This is a genomic window from Dyella psychrodurans, from assembly GCF_003363265.1.
Taxonomy (GTDB): Bacteria; Pseudomonadota; Gammaproteobacteria; order Xanthomonadales; family Rhodanobacteraceae; genus Dyella_B; species Dyella_B psychrodurans.
Map to the genome: position 1 here is coordinate 99,871 of NZ_QRBF01000002.1, position 17,746 is coordinate 117,616.

12 protein-coding genes are annotated in these 17,746 nt (G+C 62.6%); 9 read left to right on the forward strand and 3 right to left on the reverse strand.

Annotated features, from left to right (window positions below):
- The first annotated feature begins 114 nt into the window (after window positions 1-114).
- Entirely contained in the window at window positions 115-1,077 is a 963-nt protein-coding gene (locus DWU99_RS06775) for a LacI family DNA-binding transcriptional regulator (RefSeq protein WP_115477689.1), read from the forward strand.
- 74 nt (window positions 1,078-1,151) lie between these two features.
- Here the strand turns inward: DWU99_RS06775 and DWU99_RS06780 are convergent, their stop codons facing one another.
- Window positions 1,152-2,756 (reverse strand): sensor histidine kinase, encoded by a 1,605-nt coding sequence (locus tag DWU99_RS06780; RefSeq protein ID WP_115477279.1) that lies wholly within the window; start codon window positions 2,754-2,756, stop codon window positions 1,152-1,154.
- A 409-nt stretch (window positions 2,757-3,165) separates the two neighbouring features.
- Between DWU99_RS06780 and sucC the strand changes: the two genes are divergently transcribed.
- The 4 genes from sucC (at window position 3,166) to DWU99_RS06795 (ending at window position 8,569) form a co-directional block, all read left to right on the forward strand.
- Window positions 3,166-4,332 (forward strand): ADP-forming succinate--CoA ligase subunit beta, encoded by a 1,167-nt coding sequence (gene sucC, locus DWU99_RS06785; RefSeq protein WP_115477280.1) that lies wholly within the window; start codon window positions 3,166-3,168, stop codon window positions 4,330-4,332.
- Between the two features lie 13 nt (window positions 4,333-4,345).
- Window positions 4,346-5,227, forward strand: coding sequence for a succinate--CoA ligase subunit alpha (sucD, locus tag DWU99_RS06790; protein ID WP_115477281.1), 882 nt, complete (start codon window positions 4,346-4,348; stop codon window positions 5,225-5,227).
- Window positions 5,228-5,408: 181 nt separating this feature from the next.
- Entirely contained in the window at window positions 5,409-6,386 is a 978-nt protein-coding gene (locus DWU99_RS21090; protein WP_199535725.1) for an acetoacetate decarboxylase family protein, read from the forward strand.
- Window positions 6,386-8,569, forward strand: a complete 2,184-nt coding sequence (locus DWU99_RS06795) for an NAD(P)-binding protein (protein WP_199535726.1) — start codon at window positions 6,386-6,388, stop codon at window positions 8,567-8,569. Before DWU99_RS21090 ends, DWU99_RS06795 begins: the two co-directional genes overlap by 1 nt.
- A 12-nt stretch (window positions 8,570-8,581) precedes the next feature.
- On the opposite strand, the gene DWU99_RS06800 is transcribed toward DWU99_RS06795, so the two are convergent.
- Window positions 8,582-10,252 (reverse strand): GGDEF domain-containing protein, encoded by a 1,671-nt coding sequence (locus tag DWU99_RS06800; protein ID WP_158543244.1) that lies wholly within the window; start codon window positions 10,250-10,252, stop codon window positions 8,582-8,584.
- Between the two features lie 287 nt (window positions 10,253-10,539).
- On the opposite strand from DWU99_RS06800, the gene DWU99_RS06805 reads away from it, so the two are divergent.
- The gene (locus DWU99_RS06805) at window positions 10,540-12,180 is read left to right on the forward strand and encodes an NAD+ synthase (RefSeq protein WP_115477283.1); all 1,641 of its coding nucleotides are present in this window, start codon (window positions 10,540-10,542) and stop codon (window positions 12,178-12,180) included.
- Window positions 12,181-12,289: 109 nt separating this feature from the next.
- Here DWU99_RS06805 and DWU99_RS06810 read toward each other — a convergent pair whose 3' ends face one another.
- On the reverse strand, window positions 12,290-13,150 hold the full coding sequence (locus DWU99_RS06810; RefSeq protein WP_115477284.1) for an outer membrane protein assembly factor BamD: 861 nt from the start codon (window positions 13,148-13,150) through the stop codon (window positions 12,290-12,292).
- A 72-nt stretch (window positions 13,151-13,222) separates the two neighbouring features.
- Here DWU99_RS06810 and rluD point away from each other — a divergent pair, with 72 nt between their 5' ends.
- The 3 genes from rluD (at window position 13,223) to clpB (ending at window position 17,660) form a co-directional block, all read left to right on the forward strand.
- Window positions 13,223-14,197 (forward strand): 23S rRNA pseudouridine(1911/1915/1917) synthase RluD, encoded by a 975-nt coding sequence (gene rluD, locus DWU99_RS06815; RefSeq protein ID WP_115477285.1) that lies wholly within the window; start codon window positions 13,223-13,225, stop codon window positions 14,195-14,197.
- A 5-nt stretch (window positions 14,198-14,202) separates the two neighbouring features.
- A complete protein-coding gene (pgeF, locus tag DWU99_RS06820) occupies window positions 14,203-14,952 on the forward strand; it encodes a peptidoglycan editing factor PgeF (protein ID WP_115477286.1) in 750 nt (249 codons plus the stop codon).
- Window positions 14,953-15,083: 131 nt separating this feature from the next.
- The gene (gene clpB, locus DWU99_RS06825; protein WP_115477287.1) at window positions 15,084-17,660 is read left to right on the forward strand and encodes an ATP-dependent chaperone ClpB; all 2,577 of its coding nucleotides are present in this window, start codon (window positions 15,084-15,086) and stop codon (window positions 17,658-17,660) included.
- The last annotated feature ends 86 nt before the right edge of the window (window positions 17,661-17,746 follow it).

A 17,746-nucleotide genomic window follows, 5' to 3' on the forward strand; every position in this document is an offset into this window, starting at 1 on the left:
TGCGGGTGAAACTGGAGGTGCCGCGCCGATTCACTCCGCCATCGCCTTTTTGAGGGCCGCATCTTGACGAACGCCAAGAAAAAACAGCCCCTTGCGCACCGCCCCAGCCTCACCATGGCGGACCTGGCCGAGCTGGCGGGGGTCTCCAAGATCACGGTTTCGCGCGCCCTGAGCGAGAGCCCGCTGGTCAATGTGGAGACGCGGGAACGCGTGCAGGCGCTGGCGCGCAAGCACGGCTACAAGCTCAATGTCAGCGCCCGCAATTTGCGATTGCGCCGCAGCCATACCGTGGCGGTGATCGTGGAGATGAAGCCGTCCTCGGGCCGCACCATGTGGGATCCGTACCCGCTGTCCTTGTTGGGCGGCATTTCGCAGGAGCTGACGTCGGCCGGGTACAGCGTGCTGCTTACCACGCGCCAGGGAGCGGCCGATGCGTCCGTGCAGGCAGCCGACGGCCTGATTCTGCTGGGCCAGGGCGTGCGCCAGGATGCGGTTCGCCTCTACGACAAAGTGGGGCTGCCCATGGTGGTGTGGGGTGCCGCGGGGCAGGGCGGCGACAATCACATCGTGGTCGGCAGCGATAACCGCCAGGGCGGCATCAGCGTGGCGGAGCGGTTCCTGTCGATCGGGCGGCGCAATCCGGTCTTCATCGGCAACCCGGACCATCCGGAAATGGCACAGCGCCTGTTCGGTTTTGTCGACGAGCTGGCGGGGCACGGCATCAAGCCGCTGCTGCTGCGTCGCGACGACTTCACGCTCGAATCGGGCATCGACGCGGTGCGTTCCCTGCATGAACGCAAGGTGCGCTTCGATGCCATCTTCGCTTGCAGCGACTTGCTTGCGATGGGAGCGATACGCGCGCTGGTCGAACTGGGTTTGTCGGTGCCCAACGATGTATCCGTGATCGGTTACGACGACACGCCGCTGGGGGCGAGTTTCCTGCCGCCGCTAAGTACCGTGCGGCAGAACTGGCAGGAAGGCGGCATTCTGCTGGCGCGCAAAGTGCTGGCGATGATCCACAATCAGCCCGTGACGTCGCAGATGATGGCGACGACGCTGGTGGTTAGGTCAACTTAAGCGTTTCTCGTCATTCCGGCCTTCGCCGGTATGACAGATGGGACATCAAGATTGTTTGGCGCTGTTCTAAACATTTAGACGGCCGGCTCGATGCGCGCGGGTGGCGTCAGCACCAATCGGAAACAACTCCCGCCACCTGCCACACGCACGTACTCCAGCGCAGCCTGATTGGCCTCTGCCATCTGTCGCGCCAGATAAAGCCCGAGACCGGTGCCGTATTCGTGCGTGGTGTAGAACGGTTCGAAAATCTGCGCCGCCACTTTCGGCGCAATGCCGGGGCCGCGATCGATCACTTCCAGGATCGGCACGCCGTGTTCACCGTGACGCACCACCACCATCACGCGCGCGGACTCGCCCGGCATGCGTCCGTAGCGCAGCGCGTTTTGCACCAGATTCCATATCACCTGCTGCAGCTGTTGCGGATCGGCCACCGCAACGACCGGCGAGGCGCTGTTGTCGATCACGCGCAGCGAATCGGCGCCCAGGTCGTTGCCTTGCTTGTATTCCTCGACAAAGGAGTGGGACCAATCGCCGAGATTGAGCGTTTCCGGCCGCGACCGTTCGCGCCGCGACAGCTGCAGGATGTTCTCGATGATTTCATTGAGACGGCTGCAGTGGTTGTTGATGATCTCCACCATGCGCAAATCGGTGGGATTCATGTCGGTCGACTCCGCCAGCAACTGCGCCGAGTAACGAATGGCGGCGAGCGGGTTGCGGATTTCGTGCGCGATCGATGCCGACAGGCGTCCCAGCGAACTGAGCGTGAGTTCTTCCGCGCGACGGGAAACCAGCGAGGTATCGTCCAGGAAGATCAGCACCAGCGAATCGTCATTCGGCGCCAGGCGGCTGAAGCGCGGAATCACTTCCGGCATGCCGTCGGCCAGCTGCGTGGCGGTCTCGTCCAATTTGCCCGACGTGATCCAGTGATACAGCCGGCGCGACAGTTCGGGCGCGACACGCCCAAGATCGCGCTGATCGGAAGACGGATTGCCCAGCAGCATCCACGCCGATTCGTTGATCTGGTGGATGCGATTGGCATCGTCCACCAGCATCACGCCCGTTTTCATGCGGCGGATGATCAGCTCGTTGACCTGCGACAGGTTGACCAGATCGATGCTGCGCTGCTCGGCCAGCGCCTCGCTGGCGCGCAGCTGGCGGCCAAGCACGTTACACAGTACGACGATCGAGAAATAGGCTATGCCGAACAAGCCCGACTCGAGGACATCGCGGTCATCGGCGGAGGCCATGTGCGGCAAGGACAGCAAGGTGCGACCCAGTACCCCCAACGTGGCCAGGGCGGCAAGGAACAGCGCGAGCCGGAGAGGCAATAGAAGCGCGCCCGCGGCCAGGTTCACCGCCAGCATCATCGCGATGCCGATGCGCGCGTCGTTCATGGCGGCAATCGCCAGAACCGCGGCGCCGATATCCACGAACAGCGTTCCGAGGATCGCCAGCCAACCCAGCGCGCGGGTCATGTGGTTGATCGACACGATGGCGATCGCAAACAGCAGATAGACCACCGCGACCAGGCGCGCCAGGCCGGCGCTGTCCAGGTGAGGCCAGCCCATCCCGGCCGGGGTGAAGGCCAGCCCCACGTAAACCAATGCCTGAGCCAGCCTGAAATAATTCAGGAACAACAATTCGTGGCGGGTCGTCGTGCTGTTGGGCGAGTCGGACATCGCGCGGCTGGACACGGTTGTGGGCACTCGGCAGCAGGATAGGAAGGAGGCATTAGCCACTTTCTCCCTCTCCCCTCCGGGGAGAGGGTCGGGGTGAGGGGCCAATCTTGCGAAAATCGCTAGCTTGAAGCGGACTTCGATGCGCCACTTTCGCAAGATTGGCCCCTCACCTCAATCCTCTCCCCCAAGGGGAGAGGAGGCGAACGCAAAAGCCTTTCTTCATGGCCCCTTTCCATCGGGTCCGGCTGCTGCGAAAATACCGGGCCGTATTGCGCGGTTTTCGTCATGCCTAGGCATGCGTGCGGCGCACTGCAAGCCGGCAGTGCCGTACACCGCCGTTCGTTCTTCCCCTGCCTGTGCTGTTGCCATCGCGCAGGCCCGATCTTCCCCCATTCACTCGAGGTATCGAATGAATTTCCACGAGTACCAGGCTAAAGAGCTGTTCGCGCACTACGGCATCGCCGTACCGCCGGGCAAAGTCGCCAACTCCCCCGACGCCGCCGTCGACGCCGCCAAGCACCTTGGCGGTTCGCAGTGGATGGTCAAGGCCCAGATCCACGCTGGTGGCCGCGGCAAGGCCGGTGGCGTCAAGTTCTGCAAGAGCCTGGATGACGTCCATGCCGCCGCCAAGGGCATGCTGGGCAAGAACATGGAAACGTACCAGTCCGCCGGCCGCGCGCTGCCGGTGAACCTGGTGCTGGTCACCGATGCCACGAACATCGCCAAGGAGCTGTACCTGTCGATCCTGGTCGACCGCGACAGCAAGGCCGTCACCTTCATCGCTTCCAAGCACGGCGGCGTGGACATCGAACAGGTGGCCAAGGAAACGCCGGACGACATCCACACCATCGTGGTGGATTTCGTGGAAGGCCTGCAGCCGTACCAGTGCCGCCAGCTCGGCTTTGCGATGGATCTGAACGCCAAGCAGGTGGCGCAGCTGACCAAGATCATGCTGGGCCTGTACAAGCTGTTCAACGAGAAGGACCTTTCGCTGGTCGAGCTCAACCCGCTCGCCATTCTCGAAGACGGCAACCTCGCTGCCCTCGACGGCAAGGTCAACTCCGACGATAACGCCGAGTTCCGCCATGCGGACCTGGCCAAGATGCGCGACCTCACGCAGGAAGACGCTGCTGAGGCAGCTGCCGTGCAGCACAACCTCAACTACGTGACCATGGACGGCAACATCGGCTGCATGGTCAACGGTGCGGGCCTGGCCATGGCCACCATGGACGTGATCAAGCTGGCGGGCGGCGAGCCGGCCAACTTCCTCGACGTCGGCGGCGGCGCTACGAAAGAGCGCGTCACCGAAGCGTTCAAGCTGATTCTTTCCTCCGACAAGGTGAAGGCCATCCTGGTCAACATCTTCGGCGGCATCGTTCGCTGCGACCTCATCGCCGACGGCATCATCGCCGCGGTGAAGGAAGTGGGCCTGAAGATTCCGGTGGTGGTGCGCCTGCAGGGCACCAACGTCGAAAAGGGCCGCGAACTGCTGGCCAACTCCGGTCTGGCGATTACGTCGGCCGATGATCTCAACGACGCGGCGAAGAAAGCCGTGGCCGCCGCGAAGTCGAAGTGAGGAGCAACCGAGCATGAGCGTTCTCGTCAATAAGAACACCAAGGTGATCGTGCAGGGCTTCACCGGCCAGCAGGGCACCTTCCACGCCGAACAGGCGATCGACTACGGCACCAAGATCGTCGGTGGCGTGACCCCGGGCAAGGGCGGCTCCGAGCACATCGGTCTGCCGGTTTTCAACAGCGTGTCCGAAGCGGTCGACGAAACCGGCGCCGATGCGTCGGTGATCTTCGTGCCGCCGCCGTTCGCGGCCGACTCGATCCTCGAAGCGATCGACGCCGGCGTGCGCGTCATCGTCACGATCACCGAAGGCATCCCGGTGCTCGACATGCTGCGCGTGAAGAACGTGCTGGCCCAGCATCCGGAAACCGTGCTGATCGGGCCGAACTGCCCCGGCATCATCACGCCGGACGAATGCAAGATCGGCATCATGCCGGGTCACATCCACAAGGCGGGCAAGGTCGGCATCGTGTCGCGCTCCGGCACGCTGACGTACGAAGCCGTGTTCCAGACCACCAATGAAGGCCTGGGCCAGTCCACCTGCATCGGCATCGGCGGCGACCCGATCAACGGCCTGAACTTCATCGACTGCCTGAAGCTGTTCCAGGACGATCCGCAGACCGAAGGCATCATCATGGTCGGCGAAATCGGCGGCAGCGCCGAGGAAGAAGCCGCTGAATTCATTGGCGAATACGTCAAGAAGCCGGTGGTGTCGTTCATCGCGGGCGCATCGGCTCCGGCCGGCAAGCGCATGGGTCATGCCGGCGCCATCATCTCCGGTGGCAAGGGCACGGCCGCGGCCAAGTTCGCGGCGCTGGAAAAGGCTGGCGTGACGACCGTGAAGTCGCCGGCCGACCTGGGCAAGACGCTGGCTGGTCTGCTCAACAAGAAGAAGTAAGCCGGTCGTTTCGAACGATCTGCGAAGGGCCGCGGAAACGCGGCCCTTTCTTTTTGCCCTGAAGCGCTGCACGACGCCGATAGGTGCTGAAACACAGCTGACATCGAAAGGAAATCGACAAGCGCAGGATTTCGTGCCAGCGTAAAGGTCTGCGCATGATTGGCATTGGGGGGTGCTTCGCATGACCGCTTCGTCACGTCCGCCTTTCCTGTATCCGCCGGGTTCGCCGCTGATGCATCCGCCGTTGGCGCTGGACAAAGCGCGCCTCTACGGTTTCTGGGTCGCCGGCGATCTCACCGCATTGCAGACCAGCGTCGATCACACGCTCAATGCATGCAGTCGCGGAGAATTGCATTTCACCGTGTTAACCCATTACGTGCTGCTGAGTTTTGCCGAGATCAGCCACGCGCACAGCGCCTACCCCATGGACATCGTGAAGGGGTGGGGCAAGGAGATCGACATCGTCACCTGGGTGATGGTGGGAGCGACCAAACCCGGCGAAGTGTGGCCCACGTTTTATGCGTATCCGCTGCACATCTGGGTCGACGACTGCATGGCGTTGATCAACGGCCGCGAGCTGTACGGATATCCGAAATACGAATGCCTGTATGCGATGCCCGGTCCCGACGAATTGCCCACGACATTTCGTCTTGCCGCGAAAGGCTTCCAGCCGTTTTCGCCGAGAACGGAATTGGCGATGCATCCACTGATCGATCTGGATGCCAAGCCAGGCCTCAAGGACGAACCGACGACCGATGTCACTGCATGGCGTGACGGACTGGTCGCCTGCATGCACGAAACCCCAGGTTTCTGGGATACGCATCCTGCGTGGCGCAAGACCTTCGACCAATGGTTCGAATTTTTTCCGGGCGTGGACCAGGTGTTTCTCAAGCAGTTTCCCGATGGCAGCGGTCATCGCGCGGTGTATCAGGCCATCGTTGCCGCACCGGCGAAGGTCAAGGAAATTCGCGCACTGTCCCTGCTGACGGGGCGATACGACCTGCGGCTGCACGCGTTCGACAGTTTTCCGTTGCACCGCACGCTCGGCTGGGCCATCGGCGAGCAGCCGGCGCATTGCGGGTTCCGCATCGATTTCGATTTCAACGTCGAGGGCGGCGTCGAACTCGTCAATAATTCCATCGTCACGGAGGAAGATTGATGGTGAACCAACCAAAGCGCATCGCCATCCTCGGTGGCGGTGTCGGTGCCATGACGGCGGCATTCTGGCTGACAAGCGGCGACAACTGGCAGGAACGCTATCAGATCGATGTCTATCAAATGGGTTGGCGATTGGGTGGCAAAGGTGCGAGCGGCCGCAATGCCGAGATCGCCCAGCGCATCGAAGAACACGGCCTGCATATCTGGTTCGGTTTTTACGACAACGCCTTCAACGTGATGCAGCAGGCGTACAAGGAACTGGGCCGGCCTCCTGGCAGTCCGCTGGCGGCATGGACGGATGCGTTCAAGCCGCAGCACTACGTATGTCTGGCGGAGTTGATCGAAAGCGACTGGCGCGTGTGGCCGGTCGAGACGCCGGAACTGCCCGGCACGCCGGGCACCCCGCGCGAGCCCGAAACACCCGGCGCAGCGATTGCCGAATTGATGGAGTGGCAGCGCTCGTGGATAGAATCCTGGGCGCTCACTTATCTCAAGCACAAAGGTTCGCCGTTTCGCATGGGCGAGCACCGCGAAAGCCGGCTGCACGACATTCTCACTGCGGCACGTGCTGGATTGACCGCTTTCGAAGACGTGGGCGATCCGCTGGTCGTGGCGCGCAAGGCGCGCGATCTGGCGCGATCGTCGTCGCGATCGGCATCGGCGAAAGGCGCGTCGACGGCGGACTGGCCGGCCGTGCTCAAGCTGCTCCAGGATCTGCAGCATGCGCTGCACGACGTCGCCGCCCCGTTCGGCAATCCCGATACATGGTCGGACGACTGGCGCAGGCTTTATCTCGCCATGGATTTGTCGCTCGCCGTGGGCATCGGCATGTTGGTGGACGATGTGATCGGCGACGGTTTCGAAGCGATCAATCACATCGACTTCCGCGCCTGGATCGCACGCCATGGTGCGCAGCCGGTGAGCGTCGACAGTGCGCCGGTGCGCGGCTTCTACGATCTGGTCTTTGCGTACCGCGACGGCGATCCGATGCAGCCCGACATCGAGGCGGGCACGATGTTGCGCGGCATGCTCAAGGTCGGTCTGAGCTATCGCGGCGCGCTGATGTACAAGATGCAGGCCGGCATGGGCGATGTGGTGTTCGGACCGCTATACGAAGTGCTGAAGCGACGCGGTGTGCGTTTTCATTATTTCAACAAGCTCTGCGAGCTGCGTCCGGATGCGGCAGGCCGCAACGTGGGCGAGATCGAGCTTGAGCAACAGGCAGCTTTGATCGGCGATGCGTACGATCCGCTGGTCGACGTCAACGGCTTGCCATGCTGGCCATCGCAACCGCTTTACGCACAGATCGATCCGCGTCAGGCAGCGCTGTTGCAGCAGCACCGGATCAATCTGGAATGCCATTGGTCGGACTGGCCGGACGTCTATCGGCAAGCCTTCGGCACTGCGCTGCCGCGCAAAACGTTGCGTCTCGGTGTGGATTTCGACCAGATCGTATTTGGTTTGTCCGTGGCGAGCCTGGAGCATGTTGCGAAACCGCTGCTCGCCATCAACGCGCCGCTGCGGCAATGCAGTGAGAACGTGGCGGCGGTTGCGACACAGGCGTATCAGGTGTGGCTGAATCAGGATCTCAAGGGCATCGGCTGGAACTATCCGAGCGAGCACGGCGAAGAGCCGGTGTTGTCGGGTTTCACCGAGCCCTTCGATACCTGGGCCTCGATGGATCAATTGCTGTGCAGGGAAACCTGGCCATCCGGCAGCGAGCCGAAAAACATCGGGTACTTCTGCAATGCGTTATCGCTTGCCGCCTATCCGTCGCCGGACGATCACGGTTTTCCGGCACGCTGCGCGGAGCTGGTGAAGGTCGCTGCCATCCATCAATTGGATGCGCAGATTCAGGCGTTGTGGACGAATGTCGAGGCAAATGCTTTTCCGTGGTCGTGGCTGGTCGATCCCGCCGGCGGATCGGGCGTCACGCGTTTCGACAGCCAGTTCTGGCGCGCGAACATCGATCCCTCCGAACGCTACGTTCTGTCGCTGGTCGACACAAGCCGTTATCGCTTGCATGCCGATCAATCCGGTTTCGCCAATCTATTTCTTGCCGGCGACTGGTTGAAGACCGGCCTCGACGCCGGATGCGTGGAAGCGGCCGTCATGGGCGGGATGCAGGCGAGCAGGGCGATCTGCGGGTTGCCCGAAAATATTCAGGGCGAGCACGGTTGGTGATGATCGGCAGCGCTAATCGCCGCTGCCCACTTCAGGCAGCGGCTGTTCGGCGACACGTTCCATGCGGCGGCGCGATTTGTGCGCGTACATGGAGCGATCTGCTTCACGCACCAGTTCCGCGAAGTCCGCGTTGCTGAAACGACGCTGGTCGACCGGCGCGCTGCAGATGCCGTAGCTGACGCCGGCGCCAAGAAAATCGCTTTCGCACAGCGACTTGTCCAATTCCGCAAGCGAACGCGCGAGACGCTGCTGACTGAGTTCGTCGCCGTAGGCGATCACCGCGAACTCGTCGCCGCCCAGGCGGAAGGCGCGAATCAGATCGCCAAGCCGCGCGAGTCCTTCACCGACCTTTTGCAACAGCTCATCGCCGCGTTCGTGGCCTTGGCTGTCGTTGACGAGTTTGAGTCCGTCCAGATCGATCATGGCGATTTGCCAGGTGCCTTGCGCGGGATCGGAATTTTCGCGGCGCGTGATCTCCTCGATCATCACGTTGAAGGCGAGGCGATTGCCCAGTCCGGTCAGTGCGTCGATGGATGCTTTGGCAATGGCTTCCTGCATGCCGCGGCGGAAGCGTTCGCGGCCGTCTTCAACCAGTTTCACGTGATCGGCCAGCGCAAAGGCCAACAGCATGGCTTCGCAACTGTTGCCCATCAGCGTAAGCAGGTCGGCGTTGTCGACGGCGCTGGGAACCAGTCCGAAATTGACGGGCAGTATGATCATCCCCGGTATCACCACCGCCATGTACGCCAGCGTGAAGAAACGGGCTCGCCGCACGCCCCGCACCAGCGCCCACCAGCCCATGCATGCCGAATAGAACACGATGATCGACACCGCGAAGGTGGCGATCAGGAAAGCGAGTGACGGGAAGAACAGCGAAAACGGCAGTGCGATGATCGAAGCCGCCACGATGCCATGGCCGACGCGTGCCATCTGCGGTGCATGCCGCCACAGATCGAGAAAGCGAATGGTGAACCGTGCATGCACCACCGGCAGCAGGATGAACCACTGCGTGAAATTGATCGGCCCGGTGCTGATGCCCAGCCACGTTTGCGGCAGGTCGAAAAAGAAACCCCATCCCAGCACCAGGATCAATGCCTGGCAGCCGTAGAGGGTGTAGCTGCGATCGCGGATCCATAGACCCACGAACAGAATGAATACGCCCAGGCCAAACAGCACACCCAGCGATCCGAGCATCAATGCGGATTCGTTGATGCGGCGTTTGCGAAACTGCGTACGCGTCTGCACGTCGATGCGCGGCATCGCGGTGAAAAAGGTCGAGGTGACGTGAATGATCACTGCGTAGTGATGGCCCGGTGCAAGCGTCACGGCGGCCGCGCCGCGCGGGACGTCGCTCGTACCAAGATCGCTACCGGTGTCGAAGGTTTGGTGCAGACCATCGTCGCCGAGCACAACGATGTGGGCGTGGCCGTAATAGGTGTTGTCGAACGCGACGACCCAATCGGAGTCGCGCTGCGTGGGGCTGAATGGCGAGACGAGCCAGAAACTGCCGCCGAGCATGCTGACCTGCGGCACCTGCGTGCGTTGGGCGAGCCATGCGTTCAGCTCGGCATAGCTTTGCGGCGCTTGCTCGCCGGGCGCTGCCTTGTAGGTGGTGAGGGAGGGTTCCTGTGCGGCGGGGCCGAACAACGGAAACGGCTGTTCCGCGCGGCAGGCTGAACCCACGAGCATGCTTACGAGAAATAAAAGCAGTCCTGCCCAGCCTCGGCCAAGCGACCGCGACGACGCGAACTCCGGCGCGTGCGTGTGATGGCGCAAAGCTGCCCCTCTGCCAGTCTGCGTCAGAGGATGGTAGCACCGGCCTTGCAACTCCTGCGCAACAAATTTCGAGCCGGCCGGGTAGGAGAAAACGGGGTGTCTTTGCCTGTCTCGGTTTAGCGATAGGGAGGAGGGCTTGTGGCAGCGCCGTTCGACTACCATTTAGCCCCCGTCGCCCCTGGATCGATACAACGATGGCTGTCATTCGCCTGGCACTGGCCCAACACGATTTTCCCGTCGGCGCCGTGGCCGCCAACACCGCCAAAGTGCGGAACCTGATGGCCCAGGCGCGTGCGGGTGGCGCGGCGCTCGCGGTCTTTCCGGAGCTGACCATCAGCGGCTATCCGCCCGAAGACCTGCTGCTTCGCCCCAGCTTCCTTGCGTCCTGCCAGAAGGCCATCCAGGCGCTGGCCGCCGAAACCAATGGATTGACCGCCATCGTGGGTTTTCCCCACAGCCAGGGTGAGGTCTATAACGCCGCGGCGTTCCTGCAGGGTGGCGAGATCGAGCAGATCACGCACAAGCAGGCGTTGCCCAACTACGGCGTATTCGACGACAAGCGGTATTTTCGCGCGGGCCGCACCAGTGCCATCGCGGTGATCGATGGCGTTCGCGTGGGCTATCTGATTTGCGAAGACATCTGGCAGGCCGAGCCTGCTGCCCATGCGGCGGCCGCAGGTGCGGAGCTTATCGTGGTGATCAACGCCTCGCCCTGGGACGATGCCAAGCAGGCGGCGCGCGAAGAAGTGCTGGTGACCCGTGCCCGGGAAACCGGTTGCGCATTGGTCTACCTCAATCTCGTGGGTGGCCAGGACGAGGTTGTCTATGACGGCGGATCGTTGATGGTGAATGGCGACGGCACGATTGCCGCGCGCGCACCTGCGTTCGTCGATGCCTTGCTGTGGGCCGACTTCGATTCCGCCGACCGCAGCTTGCATGCCCGCGACTGGCCGGCCGTGGCGGATGGTTCGCGCCAGGCAACGCTGTACGCGGCGCTCGTGCGTGGCATTCGCGATTACATCGACAAGAACGGTTTCGGCGGGGTGTTGCTGGGGCTTTCCGGCGGCATCGACTCGGCGTTGACGCTCGCACTGGCGGTGGACGCATTGGGGCCCGATCGCGTCACCGCCGTAATGATGCCGATGCGTTACACATCGCAGCTCTCGCTCGATGGTGCGCGAACGCAGGCGGAGCGTCTCGGCGTGGCGTATCACGTGATCGACATCGAGCCGACTTACAACGCCTTCATTGCCGCGCTCACACCGCTGTTCGAAGGCAAGCAGCCGGACATCACCGAAGAGAATCTGCAATCGCGCACGCGCGGCGTGATGCTGATGGCGTTGTCCAACAAGCACAGTCGCCTGCTGCTGGCCACCGGCAACAAGAGCGAGATGGCCGTGGGCTACGCCACGCTGTACGGCGACATGTGCGGTGCTTACGCGCCGCTCAAGGACGTCTACAAGACCGAGGTTTATCGTCTGTCGCGCTGGCGCAACGAGGACGAGGCGCGCACCACGGGCCATGCCGGCGACTGGATCATCCCGCCGGCAGTAATCGAGCGTCCGCCTTCGGCCGAATTGCGCGACAACCAGACCGATCAGGACTCCCTCCCGCCCTACGACGAACTCGATGCCATCCTCGCCCGCTTTATCGAGCAGGAGCAGTCGCAGGCGGAGATCATCGCGGCAGGTTTTGACGAAAAAACCGTGCATCGCGTGGTGCGGCTGGTGCTGGTGAACGAATTCAAGCGCCGACAATCGGCGCCGGGGCCTCGCGTCACCACGCGTGCGTTCGGCCGCGAGCGACGCTATCCGATTACTTCAGGATGGAAGTGATGGGCGAGCCAGGCGCCCAGGTCATGCGCCGATAGTGCCGCGCCCCTAAACAAAAAGCCGGCGGCCCTGAGGCTCGCCGGCTTTTTTTGTTCGCGACGTTCTCGTGTGATCAGTAGTGACCCGAGAACGGAATCATCTTGCGCAGGATCGACGGCGAGTGCGGCCACTTGGGATCTTTCAGGTACGGATGATCCGGATAATTGAGTGCGAGCACCTGGCGCACCTGCGTGGCCTGGTCCTTCTGGCCCAGTGCCAGATAGCTGCGGCACAGAATGGCCAACGCATCACCCGTCTGCGGCGATTCCTGATAGTGCTCGATCACGTACTGGGCGCGATCGGCGGAGGCCACATAAGCCTTGTTGCGGATATAGAACTCGGCCACGTTGATTTCGAACTGTGCCAGCACGTTGCGCAGATAGATCATGCGCTGGCGCGCATCGGCCGCATAGGCGCTGTCGGGGAAGCGGCGGCTGAGTTCGGAGAAATCGTCGAACGCCTTCAGGTTGTAACCCTGGTCGCGGCGCGTCTGCGCGCTCCGGTGCTCGCCCGCAAAAGCGCGCTCGAAGACGCCGGTGGTGCGATCGAAGTTGATCAGACCGCGCAGGTAATAGGCATAATCCACATGATTGTTGAGCGGATTGGACTTGATGAAGCGGTTGACCGTGGAATAGGCGTCATCCGGCTTGTTGTTCTTGTACTGCGCGTAGGCCAATTCCAGCTGTGCCTGCTCGTTGAACGGGCCGGACGGGAAACGGGCGATCAGACGCTGGTAGGCTTTCTCGGCTGCCGAATAATCGGAATGCATCAGATCATTGTGCGCGAGGGCGTAAAGCTGCGGCAGCGGCAAGGTGTCGAGCGGATCGCCGCGGTGCCCGAACCACGAGCAGGCGCTCATCGTCAAAGCCAGGACGAGCACGATGAGTACTTTCAAAACAGGCGTCGGGGTTGCCGGCAGCTTGGTTACGCGCATGAGTTAAGGGGTTCAGATGTTTGAAAGAAAAGGGATGATAGCCGAAACCGGCCCCCAGCCGGGGGTCTCGGCATGACCATCATTCGTCACGAGGCGGTGGTGCCTCTGTCGGCCGCCGGTCGAAGGTTCGACCAGGCCTTGGCCGAGATGTTCCCGGACTATTCCCGCTCGCGCCTGACCGCGTGGGTGAAGGCCGGGGCGGTGACCCTCGACGGGGTGCCGGCAGCCCCTCGCCACCTGTTGCGGGGCGGCGAGAAGGTCCGGCTGGAGGCGGAACTGGAAACGGAGGTCACCAGCGCGCCCGAGGCCATCGCGCTGGACATCGTCCACGAGGATCCGCACCTGCTGGTGCTGAACAAGCCGGTCGGCCTGGTCGTGCATCCGGGGGCCGGCAACCCGGCCGGCACGCTGCTGAACGCCTTGCTGCACCACGACCCGAAGCTGGCCGAACTGCCTCGCGGGGGCATCGTGCACCGGCTGGACAAGGACACCTCCGGCCTGATGGTGGTGGCGAAAACGCTGCCCGCGCACACCGCCCTGGTCGACATGCTGTCCCGTCACGAAGTGGAGCGGCAGTACGAGGCCATCGTGATCGGCACACTGATCGCAGGCGGCACGGTGGATGCTCCCATCGGTCGACATATCGGCGATCGCCTGCGCCAGGCGGTGAGGGATGAAGAGGACGGCAAGCATGCGATTACGCATTACCGCCTGCGCGAGCGTTTTCGCGCGCACACGCTGATTCAATGCAATCTGGAAACCGGGCGCACGCATCAGATTCGCGTGCACATGGCGCACGTCGGGCATCCGCTCGTGGGCGATCCCTTGTACGGCGGCGGTTTGAAGTTACCCAAGCGAGCGACACCCGAGCTCGCTGCCGCGCTGAGAAGCTTCCGGCGCCAGGCGCTTCATGCGGAGCGCTTGGCGTTCGTACATCCCGTCAGTAGTGAAAACTTGACGTTCGAATCACCGCGCCCGGCGGATATAGATGCACTCATTGCCACGCTCCGCGCGGATTTGGCCGCCAATGGGCCGGACGAGTATTGATACGTATGAACGATGCATGGATCTTCCCCGACTGGCCCGCTCCGCGCACCGTGCACGCGGCGGTCACCACGCGCGATGGTCCGGGCATATCGCAGCCGCCTTTCGGTCGATTCAATCTCGGCCTGCGCAGTGGCGACGATGCGCAGGCCGTGTGCGGCAATCGCAGCACGTTGCGACAGTCATTGGGTCTGCCGGCCGAACCGCGCTGGCTGCGGCAAGTGCATGGAACCGTGGTGGCGGAACTTGGCCCGTTGCCGACCTCGGAAGAACCGGAAGCGGATGCTGCGGTATCGCGCCTGCCGGGCACGGTGTTGGCGATTCTCACCGCCGATTGCCTGCCGGTGCTGTTGTGCGCCGGTGACGGTAGTGCGATCGGTGCCGCGCATGCGGGATGGCGTGGGTTGGCGGCCGGTGTGCTTGAGGAGACCATCGAGCAGATGCAGTGTCACGCCGCCGATCTGATGGCATGGATCGGGCCTTGCATCGGTGCGGCGTCGTATGAGGTAGGCGAAGACGTCTACAAAGCCTTCCATCATTCAAAGACTGCGGTTGAAGGCGCCTTTGTGGCTACCCGTCCCGGTCATTGGTTTTGCGATCTTGCCTTGTTGGCTCGGCAGCGTCTGGAAGCGGCCGGGGTGACCCGGATTTATGGCGGCGGATTCGACACTCGCAGCGATGCGCGTTTCTATTCCTACCGCCGGGAAGGCGCCCGCAGCGGCCGCTTCGCCAGCCTGATCTGGCTGGCCGAAGGCTAAGAACCGGCAGCCCTGCTCTTGGCTGAAGCCAGGCAGGGTGCCATGCTCGATTTCGCTTGAATCGTTCCGCGCTGTCCGCATCTCTCCGGGCAGTGGCGGCGTGTCCGCCAAACCTTTTTGGGGATACTCCGATGCGAATGGACAAACTGACTTCGCGTTTCCAGCAAGCGCTCGCCGACGCGCAATCGTTGGCGGTGGGACGCGACAACAACATGCTCGAGCCCGTGCACGTGATGGCGGCGCTGCTCGACCAGCAAGGCGGCTCCACCGGGCCGCTGCTGACCCAGGCTCACGTCAATGTGCCGGCGTTTCGCCAGCGCGTGGGTGAAATACTTGAACGTCTGCCGAAAGTGAGCGGGCAGGAAGGCAACATCCACGCCGGCAACGATCTGACCCGGGTACTCAATCTCACCGACAAGCTTGCCCAACAGCGTGGCGATCAGTTCATCGCCAGCGAGTTGTTCGTGCTCGCCGCGCTGGAAGACAAGGGCGACCTGGGAGCGGCGTTGAAAGCCGCGGGTGCGACGAAACAACACCTTGAAGCGGCGATCGAAAAATTGCGCGGCGGCGAGAAAGTGCAAAGCGAGAACGCCGAAGACCAGCGCCAGGCGCTGGAGAAATACTGCATCGATCTCACCGCGCGCGCCGAGAGCGGCAAGCTCGATCCGGTGATCGGCCGCGACGAGGAAATCCGCCGCACCATCCAGGTGCTGCAGCGTCGCACCAAGAACAATCCGGTGCTGATCGGCGAACCCGGCGTGGGCAAGACGGCCATCGTCGAGGGGCTGGCGCAGCGCATCGTGAAAGGCGAAGTGCCGGAGGGCCTGCGCGATCGCCGCGTGCTCGCGCTCGACATGGGTGCGCTGATCGCCGGCGCCAAGTTCCGCGGCGAATTCGAGGAACGCCTCAAGGCCGTGTTGAACGATCTGGCGAAAAACGAAGGCCAGATCATTCTCTTCATCGACGAGTTGCACACCATGGTCGGCGCCGGCAAAGCCGAAGGCGCGATGGATGCCGGCAACATGCTCAAGCCCGCGCTGGCTCGCGGCGAACTGCATTGCATCGGCGCGACCACGCTGGATGAATATCGCAAATACATCGAAAAGGACGCCGCACTGGAACGCCGCTTCCAGAAGGTGTTCGTGGGCGAGCCTAGCGTGGAAGACACCATCGCGATCCTGCGTGGATTGAAAGAACGCTATGCGGTGCATCACGGCGTGGAAATCACCGATCCGGCCATCGTGGCGGCGGCGACGCTGTCCAATCGCTACATCACCGACCGCCAGTTGCCGGACAAGGCGATCGACCTGATGGACGAAGCCGCGTCGCGCATCCGCATGGAGATCGACTCCAAGCCCGAAGAGCTCGATCGCCTCGAGCGCCGCCTGATCCAGCTGAAAATTCAGCGCGAAATGCTGAAGAAGGAAACCGACGAGGCATCGAAGAAGCGCCTCGCCGATCTCGATACCGACATCGGCAAGCTGGAGCGCGAATTTTCCGATCTCAACGAAGTATGGAAGTCGGAAAAGGCTGCGTTGCAGGGAGCGACCAAGGTGAAGGAGCAGATCGAGCAGGCGCGCGTGGAACTGGAAGCGGCACAACGCCGGCAGGACTACGCCAGGATGAGCGAGATCCAGTACGGCAAGCTACCCGAACTGGAAAAGCAGCTCGCCGCCGCGCAGGCTGCCGAGAAGCAGGAATTCAAGCTCGTGCAGGACCGCGTCACGGAAGAGGAAATCGCCGAAGTGGTGTCGCGCTGGACAGGCATTCCCGTCAGCAAGATGCTGGAAGGCGAGCGCGACAAGTTGCTGCACATGGAAGAATCGCTGCACAAGCGCGTGGTCGGCCAGGATGAGGCCGTGCGTGCCGTGTCCGATGCGATTCGCCGTGCGCGTGCGGGCCTTTCCGATCCCAATCGCCCGTACGGTTCGTTCCTGTTCCTGGGCCCGACCGGCGTCGGCAAGACGGAGCTGTGCAAGGCGCTCGCCGAATTCCTGTTCGATACCCAGGATGCGATGGTGCGCATCGACATGAGCGAATTCATGGAGAAGCATTCCGTGAGCCGACTCATCGGTGCGCCTCCCGGCTATGTCGGCTACGAAGAGGGCGGTTATCTCACCGAAGCGGTGCGTCGTCGGCCTTACAGCGTGATCCTGCTGGACGAAGTGGAGAAGGCGCATCCGGATGTGTTCAACATCCTCTTGCAGGTGCTCGACGACGGCCGACTGACCGATGGCCAGGGCCGCACGGTGGATTTCCGCAACACCGTGATCGTGATGACGTCGAACCTCGGTTCGCAGCTGATCCAGGAGCAGGCCGGCGATTCGGAAGCCGATTACCTGCAGATGAAGGCGGCGGTGCTGGGCGTCGTGCAGGCGCACTTCCGTCCGGAATTCATCAACCGGCTCGACGAGCTGGTGGTGTTCCGTCCGCTGCAGAAGACGCAGATCCGCAAGATTGCGCTGATCCAGCTGGTGCAGTTGGAGAAACGTCTGGCCGAACGCCAGTTGCGTCTGGAAATCAGCGAGAAAGCGCTGGATTTGCTTGGCAATGTGGGTTTCGATCCAGTGTACGGCGCACGTCCGCTCAAACGCGCGATCCAGCAGCAGTTGGAAAATCCGCTGGCCAGGCAAATCCTTGAAGGTCGCTTCACGCCAGGAGCCGTCATCAAGGTCGACGCCGAAAGCGGCCATCTCGCCTTCCACTAAGCCTCGCCACCACTCCCTCCCTTGCATGCAGGGGAGGGGTCAAGCAATCTCGCGAAAGCGTTTTGTATCTCGCAGTATCGGAAGCG